The organism is Frigoribacterium sp. CFBP 13707 (assembly GCF_014842245.1).
In the GTDB taxonomy this organism is placed as follows: Bacteria; Actinomycetota; Actinomycetes; order Actinomycetales; family Microbacteriaceae; genus Frigoribacterium; species Frigoribacterium endophyticum.
In genome coordinates this window covers 1-14,643 of the sequence record NZ_JACYVL010000009.1, presented here as the reverse complement: position 1 = coordinate 14,643, position 14,643 = coordinate 1, and the positions used below count along the sequence as shown (strand labels likewise).

General features: G+C 71.6%; 10 protein-coding genes. 5 read left to right on the top strand and 5 right to left on the bottom strand.

Going from position 1 to position 14,643, the window contains the following annotated elements; all coding sequences use genetic code 11:
• The first annotated feature begins 121 nt into the window (after nt 1–121).
• The 3 genes from IFT45_RS13305 to IFT45_RS13295 all read left to right on the top strand — a co-directional run bounded on the left by IFT45_RS13305 (nt 122) and on the right by IFT45_RS13295 (nt 5,218).
• Entirely contained in the window at nt 122–2,890 is a 2,769-nt protein-coding gene (locus tag IFT45_RS13305; protein ID WP_192128712.1) for a hypothetical protein, read from the top strand.
• Between the two features lie 265 nt (nt 2,891–3,155).
• Nucleotides 3,156–4,631: a hypothetical protein gene (locus IFT45_RS13300; RefSeq protein ID WP_192128710.1), complete on the top strand. Its 1,476-nt coding sequence runs from the start codon at nt 3,156–3,158 to the stop codon at nt 4,629–4,631.
• Nucleotides 4,632–4,729: 98 nt separating this feature from the next.
• Nucleotides 4,730–5,218 carry a pilus assembly protein CpaE gene (locus IFT45_RS13295; protein ID WP_192128708.1) on the top strand — a complete coding sequence of 163 codons (489 nt, stop codon included), beginning with the start codon at nt 4,730–4,732 and terminating at the stop codon, nt 5,216–5,218.
• A 187-nt stretch (nt 5,219–5,405) separates the two neighbouring features.
• Here the strand turns inward: IFT45_RS13295 and IFT45_RS13290 are convergent, their stop codons facing one another.
• From IFT45_RS13290 to dnaK, 5 genes are all read right to left on the bottom strand, one after another.
• The gene (locus tag IFT45_RS13290) at nt 5,406–6,560 is read right to left on the bottom strand and encodes a methyltransferase (protein ID WP_192128706.1); all 1,155 of its coding nucleotides are present in this window, start codon (nt 6,558–6,560) and stop codon (nt 5,406–5,408) included.
• A 293-nt stretch (nt 6,561–6,853) separates the two neighbouring features.
• On the bottom strand, nt 6,854–7,291 hold the full coding sequence (locus tag IFT45_RS13285) for a heat shock protein transcriptional repressor HspR (RefSeq protein WP_056056026.1): 438 nt from the start codon (nt 7,289–7,291) through the stop codon (nt 6,854–6,856).
• A 97-nt stretch (nt 7,292–7,388) separates the two neighbouring features.
• A complete protein-coding gene (locus IFT45_RS13280; RefSeq protein ID WP_185230997.1) occupies nt 7,389–8,396 on the bottom strand; it encodes a DnaJ C-terminal domain-containing protein in 1,008 nt (335 codons plus the stop codon).
• A gap of 141 nt (nt 8,397–8,537) precedes the next feature.
• Nucleotides 8,538–9,218, bottom strand: a complete 681-nt coding sequence (locus tag IFT45_RS13275; protein WP_235491224.1) for a nucleotide exchange factor GrpE — start codon at nt 9,216–9,218, stop codon at nt 8,538–8,540.
• A gap of 8 nt (nt 9,219–9,226) precedes the next feature.
• Complete coding sequence (gene dnaK / locus IFT45_RS13270; protein ID WP_192128704.1) at nt 9,227–11,104, bottom strand: molecular chaperone DnaK; 1,878 nt, start codon at nt 11,102–11,104, stop codon at nt 9,227–9,229.
• Nucleotides 11,105–11,319: 215 nt separating this feature from the next.
• On the opposite strand from dnaK, the gene IFT45_RS13265 reads away from it, so the two are divergent.
• Nucleotides 11,320–12,708, top strand: coding sequence for an MFS transporter (locus IFT45_RS13265; RefSeq protein WP_192128703.1), 1,389 nt, complete (start codon nt 11,320–11,322; stop codon nt 12,706–12,708).
• Between the two features lie 93 nt (nt 12,709–12,801).
• Nucleotides 12,802–14,643: hypothetical protein (locus IFT45_RS13260; RefSeq protein WP_192128702.1), on the top strand; the 1,842-nt coding region annotated here is incomplete at its 3' end.

The following is a 14,643-nucleotide window of genomic DNA, read 5'->3' as shown; positions in this document are numbered from 1 at the left end:
CCCCTCACCTGGTCACCCCTCCCGCTTCGCCCGCCACTTTGGACATGTCGAGTGAGGTGCGTAACATATCAGGATCGCGGCCAGCTCTGTCGGTGCCGCCCGACCAGGAAGAACTCACTACATGAAGAAGAAACTGATAGCCGCCGGGGCGGCCGGGCTCACCGTGGCCACGGTCGTCACCGGATTGAGCTTCGGCTCGACGGCGTTCTCGGCCTCGCCGGCGACGACACCTGCACCCACGACGCCCGGTCTCGTGTCGCCCCTCCCGTCTGACCCGGTCGACCCCGTCGAGGCCATGACGTCGGATGCGAGCGAGCTCACGAACGACACAGACTCGAACCCGGCAACAGGGGCGCAGGAGCCAGGACAGGCCAAGAGATCCAGCGACGGGCGCGTCGGTGTCAACGCCTCCCCTTACAAGCTCATCCTCGAAGAGTCACCGGGGAGATACCTGGCCTTCCGCACGACCCCCAACAATCCGTACTTCTCGCGCCACACGACCCTCAGTTCTGCCCAGAACAGCGCCTCGGAGCTCACCGCGACGGAGAACGCCGACGGGACGTTCAGGCTCACGGCACCGGCATGCCTGGGCTTCGTCCACACGGGCTCCTTCCAGTACTACCTCATGGCCAACTCGGGATCGTCCTGTGCGTCTTTCCGGGTGCTCTCCGACGGCACGATCTGGGGTTCCAACACCTCGGCGGGCGGCCGGCTGGGCAGCACCAATCAATGGGGAATCGGGGTCGGAAATCCTGGCTACAAAGCGGTCGGTGACCTCACCCCCATCACCCCCATCGCGCAGCTCTCGGCATCCGTGACGTCGGTGGACCACCTGGCGGGGAGGGCCGTGATCTCAGGCTCAGCCACCCGTGGCGCGACGGTCCAGATCGGCGACGTCTCGGTCGTCGCGAACGCCACCACGGGCGCATGGTCGCTCACCGTCCCTGGTCTCGCCGCCGGCGCCAACCCGCTGACCGTCGTCCAGAAGATCAACAACGTCCAGGTCGGCAACTCGGTCCCGATCACGGTGACCATCGTCGAGGGCGGCACGGTCGTGCCGGTGCCTCAGCCCGGCGTCGAGCTGGTGCGCGGTGAGACCACCTCCGTGCCGTTCGTCGTGCAGTTCAACGAACGTCGCGAGGCAGTCTCCGGCACCGTCACCGTGACCGCACCGGCGGGAACGACCTTCGCGGCCGGCCAGACCACGGTCCCCGGCCTGTACCGCAACGGCACGACGGGTGAGTGGCGCACGAGCGCGACCACCGGGCTCACTGGCGGCACGCTGAACGCCGATCGCACCCAGATGACCTTCACCCAGGGACCGTCGAGCGGTGGCCACGTCGAGGGCCAGCAGTGGCGGTACGAGTTCCAGGTCGAGACGCCCCTGGTCGCGGCCGCCGGCTCGTCGTCGATGGGCTACGTCTTCGCCGGCTCCACGCCGGGCAACCCCTTCCGCGCCGAGGGCAGCACCACCACCACCATCGAGGTCAACGAGCAGCCCACGGTCGCCAGCGTCGTGTCGGTCGACCCGATCGCCAAGACCGCCGTCGTCTCGGGCACCGCCACCCCCGGCGCCACCATCACCATCGGTGACCAGGAAGCCGTCGTCCAGGACGACGGCAACTGGAGCATGACCGTCGAGGGCCTGCAGGTCGGCTCGAACCAGCTCGTCGTGCAGCAGAGCATCGCCGGCGAGGACTACGGCGACCCCGTCACCCTCGACGCGGTCGTCCCGGCGCTCACCACCAGCCTCGGCGCGAACGACGTCACCGTGACGTCGGAGGCCGACGGCTGGTTCACTGAGGGCACCGAGGGCACCGTCACGATCACCACCCAGACGGGCACCAGCCCCACCGGTGCCACCGTCCGCCCGGGCGAGTCGCTCTCCTGGACCACCACACTGCCCGAGGGCTTCGAGGCGGGCGACCTGCCCGCCACCGAGACCGTCGACGGCTGGACCACCGAGCACGTCGTCGCCACCGACTCCGAGGGTCGCCAGACCGTCGAGGTCAAGGTCACCAACGCCACGACCGAGAACCGCGAGTACGCCGCCGCCGGCGACATCACCTTCCCGGTCGTCTCGACGGGCAAGCCGACCGCCGACGGCACGATCACCACGGTGTTCACGCCGCCGACCAGCTACACCTCGTCGGCTCCCGACGCGTCGACGGTCGCCAAGGCGCCCCTGCCCCTGACGGCCACGGTCGCGCAGCGCAACGACATCGCCCAGACCGTCGTCGTCACCGGCAGCGGCACGCCCGGCCAGCAGGTCACGATCGGCGACGTCACCGAGACGATCCGCCCCGACGGCAGCTACGAGATCACCGCGCCCTTCACGGGCACCGGCGACCTCGAGGTCACCGTCAGCCAGGAGATCGGCGGCACCGTCCACGACGAGGCCACGGTCGAGTTCACCTCGGTCGAGGGCGGCACGCTCGTCGGCGTGCAGCAGACCCGCGTCAACCTGCCGCGCAACACGACCTCGATCATCCCGATCGTCGTCCAGAACAACGAGGCCCGCGACGACGCCACCGGCACCGTGACCTTCACCGCCCCGAAGGACACGATCTTCCAGGACGGCCTCACCATCCTCGGCGAGCGCCGCAGCGGCACCGCCGGCGGCTGGGAGAGCGACGCGTCGCTCGACCTGACCGGCGGCGTCATCAGCGAGAACGGCACGAAGATCACATTCCAGCTGCCCGCCCGAGCCATCCCGGCCGAGCAGCAGCTGCGCTACCTCGTCGAGGTGTTCACCTCGCGCACCGCGTCGGCCGGCAACCGCCAGCTCGACTACACCTACGAGGGCACCAGCTCCATCGGTGACTTCCGCGCCACCGGCAGCACCATCGGCCGCGTCGCCTCCATCGACCCCTCCGCCATCCGCGAGTAGTCGACCGGCGACACCAGCACCACAGCACCACAGCACCACAGCACCACAGCACCAGGCGACCGCCCCGGTCACCGCCCCGCAACAGCGGGCGCGGAGACCGGGGCGGTCCGTCGTCCCACCCTCGGATCCGCGCTCGTCCACAGGTGCGCAAGAGATCTCCTCACATGCGTTATCGTCGTCCTGACCGCATCACTGTCATGCGACATGCGCATGTCACCACCACCGACCGAGATGCCCTCGGCCCTGCCCCGGAAGAAGGCGACCCGTGAGACGACGTACGACAGAGGCACTCACGACCGGGCTGGCGATCACCCTGCTCATCGGCAGCCTCGCCCTGGCCCCTGGCTCGTCGACCGCCCAGGCGTCACCGGTCGACGACGGCGTCACCACCGCCTCCGCGGCGACGGTCGTGACGCACGAGCCCGACGCCGCGCCGAGCGGCCCGACGGAGGACACCGCGGCTCTTCCCTCGCCGGAGGCCGCTCCGCCGACGCCCCCCAGCTCGACCGACGGCAGCCGCCTCTTCCTCACGGTCTCCCCGCCCACGGGCGTCTCCCTTCAGAGCGACCACGTCGGGCTGACCGTGCGGGGCACTCCGCAGTGCAACGTGTCGAACTGTCGCCTGCTCGTGTCGACCAGCTCGCAGCCCCTCTCGTCACCCGGCAGTGAGATCCCCTCCGGCACGAGCACCTGGCCGTCGTGGTGGGCCGAGGGCACGACCCGCACCCTCTACGTCCACTCCTGGGGCAACGGCTGGGGCTGGACGAAGACGAACTGGAACACCTCGTACACCGTGACCAGGCCGGTGACGACCCCGCTGACCGCGAGGGTCGCCTCGACCGACCACGTCGGCAGGTCGGCGGTGATCACGGGCGTCGCGACGAAGGGAGCCCGGGTCGAGATCGGCAGCAGGTACACCACCGCGAGCACCACCACCGGCGCCTGGAGCATGACCGTCTCCGGGCTGGCCGTAGGGGCGAACACCCTCACCGTCGTCCAGAAGATCGGGACGACGACGATCGGCAGCTCGGTCCGGGTCACGGTGACCATCGACCCCCAGGTCGTCCCCGGGCTGGTCCGGCAGGTGGACGCGACCCCGCAGACCCTCCTCCGCGGCGGCGACACGGCGGTCACCGTGGCGGTCGAGTTCACCGAGCGGACGCAGTCGGCCCCGGGCACCGTCGCGCTCACGGCACCGGCCGGCACCACCTTCGCCCCTGGGCAGGACACCCTGGAGGCGGAGTACCGGGCGGGCTCCGCCACCACCTGGCAGGACGCCCCCGCGTCCGCGTCGTGGGACCTCGTCTCGGGGCACCGCTCGGCTGACGGGTCGACCTACTCGTACGCCTTCCCCGGCACCGGCTCGGCCCTCGACGCCGGCGGCGACCTGCGCTGGGCCCCTCGCGTCTCGACGCCCCTCGACGCCCCCGTCGGCACGCCCGCCCTCGGGTTCACGATGACCGGCGCCCTGAACGCGAAGCTCTACGACGTCACCGGCACGGTCGACACGCCCATCGCCGCGGCGGCGCTCACCGCCGAGGTGGTCTCGGTCGACGCGCAGGGCAGGGTGGCTGCTGTCAGGGGCACGGCGACGCCCGGCGCGACGGTCGCGGTCGGCGACTCCGCCACCGCCGTCGCGGAGAGCGACGGCACCTGGAGCACCACCGTCGAGGGCCTCGACCTGGGCGACAACGAGCTCGTCGTCACGCAGACCGTGGGCGGGGTGCCGGTGAGACCCTGAGGTCGGGCCGCCAGCTCACCGCGAGCGGGTCAGGCGGCGGGCACCGCGGCCGGGGCGGTTCGTCGCCCGCTGCCAGACGGGCGGGGCAGGATGAGCCCATGATCGACGTCGACCTCGCCCGCCGCCTCCGAGACGCCGGGCTGCGCTGGCGCCCCTCCCCCGGCGATCGCTTCGTCGTCGAGCGCCTCGTCGACAGCGACGAGGGCGTCGGCGACGTCTTCACCCTCAGCGACATGACCATCGAGGCCCACGAGCACCCCACGGGCACCGTGCTCGGCTTCAACGGCACGACCGAGTGGGCCCTCGACTCCGTCGCGGCCGACGACGCCCTCTGGCTGCCCCGCGAAGACCAGCTCCGCGAGCTGCTCGGCAGCACCTTCGTGTCGCTCACGCGCGTGCTCGTCGACGGTGAGCCCCTCGCGTACCGCGTCACCGTCGCCCTCGACGGCGCTCTGGCCACCGGGCCCGACTCCGTGCACGTCGCCGCCGACCCCGAGACGGCCTACGCGCACGCGCTCCTCGCCTACATCGAGGCATCGCTCCGCCTCGACGACTCCGACGGGGCCGACGGGCACGCGACGAACTGATCCCCGCGCGGATCACCTCGGTGCCATCGAGGTGACTCTTGCTGGGCCCTCCGCCCCGAGCAGGGCCCGGGAAGAGTCACCTCGATCACTGCTGCCTCGCGTCAGTTGCCACTGTGAGGGGTTCACGGGCGTTCAGAGGCCCCCAGAGTGGCAACTGACGAGAGAAGTACGAGGAGAAGAGGCGGGGTCAGCGGCGGGTGGACACCGTCACGGTGAACTTCGGCCCGCGCGAGACCTGACGCGTCGGCCCGACGGTGCGCTCGAGCGCGCTGCGGTAGCCGAGGTGCGAGTTCCAGACGCACCAGAGCTCCCCGCCCGGCTCGAGCAGGCGCGCGGCCGCCGCGAAGAGCTTGTGCGCGAGGCCGGCGTGCACGGTCGCCCCGACGTGGAACGGCGGGTTGAGCAGCACCAGGCCGGCGGAGCCTGCGGGCAGGGAGGCTCCCGCGTCGTCACGCCGCGACTCCACCCGGTCACCGACGCCGGACGCGTCGGCCGTCGCGCGGGCCGAGGCCACGGCGGCCGCCGACTGGTCCGTCGCGACGACGTGCGCCTCGGGGTGCGCGAGCGCCCAGGAGGCGGCGAGCACCCCCGTTCCGCACCCGAGATCGACCACGTGCGACGCCTCGGGCGCCCCGACGGCCAGCGCCTCCAGCAGTGCTCGGGTGCCGACGTCGATCGATGAGCCGGCGAAGGCCGCGCCGTGTGCGACGACCACGAGGTCGCCGTGCCGCTCGGAGCGAGGCCACGTCGAAGTGGTGCCAGCCGAGCAGGCGCTCGCAGCCGAGGAGGCGGTGGCTCCGGTGTCGGACCGCGGACCGGAGGCGGTCAGGAGGCGCGACTTCTGCCGGGCGAGACCGGCGGAGACGGTGCCGAAGTGGCGGCGCAGCACGTCGTTCATCGCCGGGGTCATGTGCTTGACGCGGCCTCCGGCGACGAGCTGCACCTCGGGGTGCGCGTGCGCAGCGACCAGCTCGGCGATCTCGTCGAGCGCGTCGAGGCCGCGCGGCAGCTGCAGGAGCACCACGCGGGCGCCCTCCACGAGCGAGGGGTCGAGCGGCAGGGAGCGCCACGAGGCACTGCTGCCGAGGCGCTCCGCGTTAGCCACGAGGGCGAGCTCGCCCGAGAGGGCGTCCTGGTGCACGCGGAGCTCGTGCGGGCCGACCAACTCGGCGGCGCCGAGGGTGAGGGCTCCGTAGCGGTCGCCGATGATGGTGACGTGCTCCGGGTGGGCGACCAGCGCCTCCTGCGCGGTGTCGAGCAGGAGGCGGTCAGTCGCGTCGTGCGCGACGAGCTCGGGGGCCTCGACGTCGGGCCACCGGCGGAGCTGCTCGAAGTCGATCACCGGACGAGGCTACCGGGCCGCCCCGGCCCGTCGTCCCCGACCGTGGCGCCGGGTGATCGCGAAGTGCTGCTCGCTGACGCGCGGGCAGCAGTTCGTGACCACTCGACGTCGGGGTGGTGGAGACGGCGCACGGCACCGAGGGTGCGGCGGGTCGACGTCCTCGCAGGCGGGACGGCGCCGACCCGCCGGGAGTGACGGGAACCCGCCGCACCCGCCTCAGGCACCGAGTGGTCACGAAGTGCTGCTCGCTGACGCGAGAGCAGCAGTTCGTGACCACTCGACGTTGGGGGGCTCTACTGAAGGGGCCGCCAGACGACGACCGAGGTCTGCCGCGTGGGCCGGGTGCCGTGCCGGAGCGGCACGACGCCGCTCTCGCCCGCCGCGAACACGCGCGCACCGGGCCGGTTGACCAGCTCGTCGGCCAGCGCCCGCTCCAGCTCGCGCACCCGCGACTGCAGCGCCGTCACCTGGTTCTCGAGCTCGAGGATGCGCTTGACGCCCTCGAGCGAGACGCCCTCGCCGCCCAGCCGCGCGATCTCGCGCAGCTGCACGACGTCGCGCATCGAGTAGCGCCGTGACTTGCCGGCCGTGCGCTGCGGCACGACGAGGCCGAGCCGGTCGTACTGGCGCAGCGTCTGGGCGTGCATGCCCGCGAGCTCGGCCGCCATCGCGATCGCGAAGACGGGCGAGTGCTCGTCGAGGGGCCACTGCCCCGCGTCCTGTCTCGCCATCGTCGTCCCCTCCTGCTCGTGGTGCTGGTGCCGGGCCTGCCGGTGCCGGGCCTGTTGCCGGTGCTGGCCCTGCTGCCCGGCCCTGGTGCTGCCGAGGCTAGCCCCGGGCCCGCGCGATCAGGTCGTCGCGCGGGTTCTCGGCCGGCAACGCCGCCGCCAGGGCCTCGACGGCCTCGCGCGCCGCGTCGCTGAGGTGGCTCGGCACGGCCACCTGCACCGTCGCCAGCAGGTCGCCCGTGCCGGTCTTCGTCGAGACGCCGCGCCCCTTGACGCGCAGCACCCGACCGGACGGCGTGCCCGGCGCGACGCGGAGCCGCACCGGCTCGCCGCCGAGCGTCGGCACCTCGATCGTCGCGCCGAGCGCGGCCTCCGTGAACGTCACGGGCACGTCGAGGCGCAGGTTCGCACCGTCGAGCTCGAACACCGGGTGCGGGCGCACGGCGATGGTGAGCACCATGTCGCCGGGCTCGCCGCCGTCGGGGCTGGACTCCCCGCGGCCGCGGAGCCGGATCTTCTGGCCGTCGTGCACGCCGGCGGGGATGCGCACCTTCATCGGCTTGCCGTTCGACGCCTGCAGCGAGATGGTCTCGCCGACGACGGCGGTCTGGAAGTCGAGCGTCGTCGTGGCCGTCATGTCACGGCCCTTCTGCGGGCCGCCGAAGCCGCGGTAGCCACCGCTCGTCTGACCGAAGCCGCCGCCGCTGCCTCCGAACATGCCGCCGAAGATGTCCTCGAAGCCGCCGCCACCGCCGCCGCCCTGACGGAACTGCGGGCGCTGGCCACCGCCTCCGAACATGCCGCCGAAGACGTCCTCGAAGCCGCCGCCACCGCCTCCGGGGCCGCCGCTGCCCGCGGTGAAGCGCGCGCCCGAGCCCATGGCCCTGACCTGGTCGTACTCCTTGCGCTGCTCCGGGTCGGAGAGCACCGAGTTCGCCTCGCTGATCTCCTTGAACTTCGCCTCGGCCGCGGCGTCGCCCGGGTTGCTGTCGGGGTGGTACTTCCGCGCCAGCTTCCGGTAGACCTTCTTCAGCTCGGCCGGGGTGACGTCCTTGGAGACGCCGAGGATCGCGTAGAAGTCCTTGTCGAACCAGTCCTGACTCGCCATCGGGCACCTCCTCTCTTGCGTGTGTCCGGTGGCACGGCCACCGGAGGAAAGAACGGGGGAGGCGGTGGGCCCCTCGTCGAGGAGCCCACCGCCCGTCGCGACTCGCGTCGCGGTCACGGCTCGCGCCGTGGAGGTGCAGGGCTACTGCGGGGTGTGGACGGCGACCTTGGCGGCCCGGATGACCCGGTCGCCGATCTTGTAGCCCGGCTCGATCACGTCGGCGACGGTGTTGACCGTCACGTCGGCGTTCGGCAGCTGCACGAGCGCGTCGTGCATCGTCGGGTCGAAGACCTCGCCCGCCGCGCCGACCTGCGTGAGGCCGAACTTGTCGAGCCCCCCGCGGATCTTCTGCGCGATGACCGTCATCGGGCCCTCGGCGAGGTCGCCGTGCTTCTCGGCGCGGACGAGGTCGTCGAGCGCGGGCAGCAGCGAGCGGATGACCTCGGCGACGACGGCCTCGCGGTTCGCCTCACGGTCGCGCTCGACGCGCTTGCGGAAGTTGACCAGCTCGGCCTGGGCCCGCAGCATGTCCTGCCGCATGTCGGCGACGAGGTCGGTGCTGGCCTGGTCGAGGATGGCCTCGTCGTCGGCGCTGAGGGGCTCGGCCCCGGCGGCGCCCTCGGCGGCCATCTGCTCGGCCGCGGCGGCCGCGCCCTCCGGCGCCTCGGCGCCCGCGGGCACCTCGACGTCGGGGGCCTCGGCCTCGACCAGGTCGTCGGCGCCGTCGACCGCGGCGGTGCCGCCGTCCTCCGACGGCACCCCCGCGCTGGCCTCGGGGCGGACGGGCTCCTCGTCGGGAGCGCGGTTCTGCTCGTCAGTCATCGGTCGACCTACTTCTTGTCGTTCTCGTCGTCGTCCACGACCTCGGCGTCGACGATGTCCTCGTCGTCACCGGAGGCCTGGCCGTCGGCGGGTGCGCCCTCGGCACCGGCGGCACCGGCGGCGGCCTCGTCGGCCTGGCCCTGCGAGTAGATCGCCTGGCCGAGCTTCGACTGGCTCTCGTTCAGCGTGTCGAACGCGGGCTTGATCGCCGAGTCGTCGTCGCCGGCGAGGGCGGTCTTCAGCGCGTCGACGTCGGCCTGGACCTCGGACTTGACGTCGGCGGGCAGCTTCTCGTCGTTCTCCTTGATCAGCTTCTCGATCGAGTAGACGAGCTGCTCGGCGTTGTTGCGGACCTCGTTGGCCTCGCGACGCGCCTTGTCTTCTGCAGCGTGCTCCTCCGCCTCGCGGACCATGCGCTCGATGTCGTCCTTCGACAGCGACGAGCCGCCGGAGATGACCATCGACTGCTCCTTGCCGGTGCCCTTGTCCTTCGCGGAGACGTGGACGATGCCGTTGGCGTCGATGTCGAAGGTGACCTCGATCTGCGGGACGCCGCGGGGGGCCGGCGCGATGCCGGTCAGCTCGAAGGTGCCGAGGTTCTTGTTGTCGCGGGTGAACTCGCGCTCGCCCTGGAAGACCTGGATCGCGACGGACGGCTGGTTGTCGTCGGCCGTGGTGAAGGTCTCGCTGCGCTTGGTCGGGATGGCCGTGTTGCGCTCGATGAGCTTGGTCATCGCGCCGCCCTTGGTCTCGATGCCGAGGCTCAGCGGGGTGACGTCGATCAGCAGGACGTCCTTGCGCTCGCCCTTCAGCACGCCGGCCTGGAGGGCCGCGCCGACGGCGACGACCTCGTCCGGGTTGACGCCCTTGTTGGGCTCCTGGCCGCCGGTCAGCTGCTTGACGACCTCGCTGACGGCGGGCATGCGGGTGGAGCCGCCGACGAGCACGACGTGCGCGATGTCGGAGACCTTCACGCCCGCCTCCTTGATGACGTCGTTGAAGGGCTTCTTGGTGCGCTCGAGGAGGTCGCTCGTCCACTGCTCGAACTGCGAGCGGGAGATGGTCTCGTCGAGGTTGAGGGGGCCGTCGGCGGTGAGCGTCAGGTAGGGCAGCTGGATGCTGGTCGAGGTGCTCGACGAGAGCTCCTTCTTGGCCTGCTCCGCCGCCTCCTTGAGGCGCTGCTTCGCGATCTTGTCGGTCGAGAGGTCGACGCCGTTCTGGCTCTTGAACTTCTCGATGAGGTGCTCGACGATCCGGTTGTCCCAGTCGTCGCCGCCGAGGCGGTTGTCGCCCGAGGTGCTGCGCACCTGGATGGTGGAGAAGTCGTCGTCCTTGCCCACCTCGAGGAGGGAGACGTCGAAGGTGCCGCCGCCGAGGTCGAAGACGAGGATGAGCTCGTCCTCCTTGCCCTTGTCGAGGCCGTAGGCGAGGGCCGCGGCGGTCGGCTCGTTGATGATGCGGAGCACGTTGAGGCCCGCGATCTCGCCGGCCTCCTTCGTCGCCTGGCGCTCGGAGTCGTTGAAGTAGGCGGGCACGGTGATGACCGCGTCGGTCACGTCTTCGCCGAGGTACTGCTCGGCGTCGCGCTTGAGCTTGCCGAGGATGCGCGCCGAGATCTCCTGCGGGGTGTACTTCTTGTCGTCGATCTCGACCGTCCAGTCGGTGCCGACGTGGCGCTTGACCGACGCGATGGTGCGGTCGACGTTGGTGACGTTCTGGCGCTTCGCGGTCTCGCCGACGAGCACCTCGCCGTCCTTCGTGAAGGCGACGACCGAGGGGGTCGTGCGGAGGCCCTCGGCGTTCGCGATGACGGTGGGCTCGCCGCCCTCGAGGACGCTGACGACCGAGTTGGTGGTTCCGAGGTCGATTCCTACTGCACGGGCCATGTGCTGTTCTCCTTCGTGGTGCGGGGTGATGCGGGAAGTCAGGGGGCCGACCCTTGAGTCGGCCAGGCTCAACTTTACTCACGCTCGTCGCGAGGTCAAGCCAGCCAGCTGAGAGTTGAGCGTGCATGACTCAAGATGACGCCGGGACGGGGGACGAGGAGGCGCGGCGCCGGCCACGAGATCGCCGGACACCCGTGCCCACTAGGTTGACCCCCATGACCGCCGCGCCGCCGCTCGCCGCCACCCCCGCGATCCCCCGTCGCCGGGTCGTCTCGTGGGCCCTCTGGGACTGGGGCTCGGCCGCGTTCAACGCGGTCGTCACCTCGTTCGTCTTCAGCACCTACCTCGCGAGCGGCGCATTCGTCGACCCCTCGATCGTGGCGGCCGCGGGCGACGACGCCCGGAACCCCGGCCTCGTGCTCGCGAAGGCCGACAACGCGACGGTGATCTCGACGGCGCTGACGATCGCGGGCGTGCTGATCGCGCTGCTCGCGCCGGTGCTCGGCCAGCGCAGCGACGGCTCGGGCAAGCGGAAGCTCTGGCTCGGCGTCAACACCGCGCTCGTGGTCGTCGCCATGGCGGCGATGGTCTTCGTGGCCCCTGCACCCGCCTACCTGGTGGCCGGCGCCGCCCTGCTGGCGGCGGGCAACATCTTCTTCGAGTTCGCGAGCGTCAGCTACAACGCGATGCTCGTGCAGGTCTCCACGCGCGAGACGATCGGCAAGGTCTCCGGCTTCGGCTGGGGGCTCGGCTACGTCGGCGGCATCGTGCTGCTCGTCCTCCTGCTCGTCGCCTTCCTGCAGAGCTTCGGCGTGGACGGCCGCGGCGGCCTGTTCGGCGTCCCGACCGGCACCGAGGGAGGCGCGTGGGACGTCCGTCTCTCGATCGTCGTCGCCGCCGTCTGGTTCGCGGTCTTCGCGGTGCCCGTGCTGGTGGCCGTGCCCGAGCCCCCGGTCTCGACCCGCGACTCCGGCCCGCGCGTGGGGCTGATCGGGTCGTACCGGGTGCTCGGCGCGACGATCGCGAAGCTCTGGCGCACGAACCGGCAGGTGCTGATGTTCCTGCTCGCCAGCGCCGTGTTCCGCGACGGGCTCGCGGCGGTCTTCACCTTCGGCGCGATCATCGCGGCGCAGGTGTTCGGCTTCTCGCCGAGCGAGGTCATCTACTTCGCGGTGGGGGCGAACCTCGTCGCGGGCGTCGGCACGTTCGTCGGCGGCTGGCTCGACGACCGGCTGGGCGCGAAGGCGATCATCGTGGGGTCGCTCGCCGGCCTCGTGCTCGCGGCGTTCGGGGTGCTCGCGATCGGGACGACCGCCTCCCTCTTCTGGGTGTTCGGGCTGGCGCTCGCGCTCTTCGTCGGGCCCATCCAGTCGTCGAGCCGCTCCTTCCTCGCGCGGGTCACGCCGCCCGGGCGCGAGGGCGAGATCTTCGGGCTGTACGCGACGACGGGGCGCGCCGTGAGCTTCCTCGCACCGGGGCTCTTCACGCTGTTCGTGTCGGCCACGGGCGACACCCGGTACGGGATCATCGGCATCGCGCTCGTGCTGCTCGCCGGGCTGCTGCTGATGCTGCCGGTGAAGGCGGTGCAGCGCTCCATCGACTGACGCCGCCGCGCGTCTCGCGCTCATGATCTCGGATGTAAGATATCGGACGGCCGCCCCGATCGGTCTTCCCTTTCCCTCCATCCGGAAGAAGACATGAGCACGATCAGAACCGGCCTCACCACGGTGGGCCTCGCGGCCCTCGCGGTCGGCGCCTTCAACCCCGCCGCGGCACTCGCGGCCCCCTCCCCCCAGAGCGCCGGCCCGGAGGCGGCCGGGCCCACCTCGTCGATCGGCGCGACGACCACCGCTGTCGCCGCCCCGCAGGTGCGCCGCATCGACGTCCTCGAGCCGAACACCTTCGCCGTCAGCGGCGTGGCCCTCGGAGCCGACATGGTCTACGTCGACGTGCCCGGCGGGGGCGGCGGCCTGCCGCCGGTGAACCAGGGCCGGTTCACGCTCCTGATCAGCGGAGAGCACGCCGGCAAGACCATGACCCTGACGGCACGCGGGCCGGGAGGCGTCGGCACCAGCGCCCCGGTGGAGATGACCCTCGAGCCCTTCCTCGCCCCGGGGGAGGACCAGGCCCCGAACACTCCGATCGTCCACGCGGTCACCGACTACGGTGACGACGTGCTCGTCGTCGAGGGCACCGTCGCCGCTGATCCGATGATGTTCGAGCGTGCGGTCGTCGTGGCCCCGACGCTCGGCCTGGTCTACGACGCCGCCGACAGCAACGGTGCGTTCTCGCTCCGCGTGCCGAAGGAGCACGCGGGGTCCACCATCCAGATCCAGGCCACCCGCTCCGGCCTCGTCGGCGACCTCGTCGACGTCGATCTCGTCGAGACCGAGGGCAACACCGCCTCCGAGGTCTTCCCGCTCGAGGTCGAGTCGCCTGCCGCTGGCGACGTCGTGACGGACGACGTGACCACGTTCGCCGGCACCGCGATCCCGAACTCCGAGATCGTCGTGACCCGCAACGCAGCGGGCGCCGGCACCGACTCGGCCCTGTGCGAGACGCGCGTACAGTCGTCGGGCGACTGGAGCTGCACCTCCACGACCCTGCCCGTCGGCAGCTACGAGACGACCGTCACCGAGACGCCCACCTGGAAGTCGGCTCCGACGCAGCGGGCCGGGGCGGCGTTCTCCGTCGTCGCGGACCTGCTGCCCAGCGAGAAGCCCGTCCTGCCGAAGCTCTGGTCGATCTCGTACGACGACGAGGGCAAGCTCGTCGTCCGGGTCATCGCGAACAACGCCTTCGAGTCGCGCATGACGATCGACGGCGAGGAGGTCGACACGATCCGTGGCCCCCAGGGCCGCTTCGCCTTCACCCTCGACCCGGCGCTGCTCGGCAGCACAGCGGTCGTCACCGGGCTCCGCGGCGGCGCCGAGAGCGCCCCGCTCGAGATCCCGCTCGAGCTCGTCGAGGCCCCCGCGGCGTCGCCCATCGAGGCGCCCATCGTTCACCACGTCTTCCGCGACGGCGACGAGGGCCGCTTCTACATCGCCGCGACGACGAACTACTTCCCCGACGAGTACATCGTCCCGGGTGCGACGGCCCTCGTCGACGGCTCCTTCGCCGGCGCCTCCGAGGCCGCCTGGAACGGCGCGTTCTTCCTCCAGGTCGCCGCCGAGCACGCCGGTGAGCAGGTCGAGCTCTTCACCACCCGCGGCGACGGCACGAGGTCGCCCAGCACGGTCGTCGACCTCGTCGTGACCGAGGGCAACACCGCGGGCGAGACCTTCCCCCTCGACGTGTCGTCGCCCGCCGAGGGCGAGACGGTCGCCGCCGACACGACGACCTTCAGCGGTGAGGGCATCCCCGGCTCGCGCGTCCTCATCACGAGCGACGTGACCCGCTCGACGACGCTCGGCGCCGCCTCCGTGCTGCCCGACGGCACGTGGACCGCCGAGATCGCGGCGCCGCTGGCCACCGGAGAACAGACCGTGACCGTGACGGAGACCCCGTACTGGGAGAACCTCGACCCGATCGTGTCG

What these genes read in the sequence shown, in the direction of transcription:
- dnaK (WP_192128704.1), bottom strand. Translation starts at nt 11,104, where the DNA reads ATGGCCCGTGCAGTAGGAATCGACCTCGGAACCACCAACTCGGTCGTC.
- IFT45_RS13285 (WP_056056026.1), bottom strand. Translation starts at nt 7,291, where the DNA reads ATGGCGAGACAGGACGCGGGGCAGTGGCCCCTCGACGAGCACTCGCCC.
- IFT45_RS13295 (WP_192128708.1), top strand. Translation starts at nt 4,730, where the DNA reads ATGATCGACGTCGACCTCGCCCGCCGCCTCCGAGACGCCGGGCTGCGC.
- IFT45_RS13275 (WP_235491224.1), bottom strand. Translation starts at nt 9,218, where the DNA reads ATGACTGACGAGCAGAACCGCGCTCCCGACGAGGAGCCCGTCCGCCCC.
- IFT45_RS13265 (WP_192128703.1), top strand. Translation starts at nt 11,320, where the DNA reads ATGACCGCCGCGCCGCCGCTCGCCGCCACCCCCGCGATCCCCCGTCGC.
- IFT45_RS13305 (WP_192128712.1), top strand. Translation starts at nt 122, where the DNA reads ATGAAGAAGAAACTGATAGCCGCCGGGGCGGCCGGGCTCACCGTGGCC.
- IFT45_RS13280 (WP_185230997.1), bottom strand. Translation starts at nt 8,396, where the DNA reads ATGGCGAGTCAGGACTGGTTCGACAAGGACTTCTACGCGATCCTCGGC.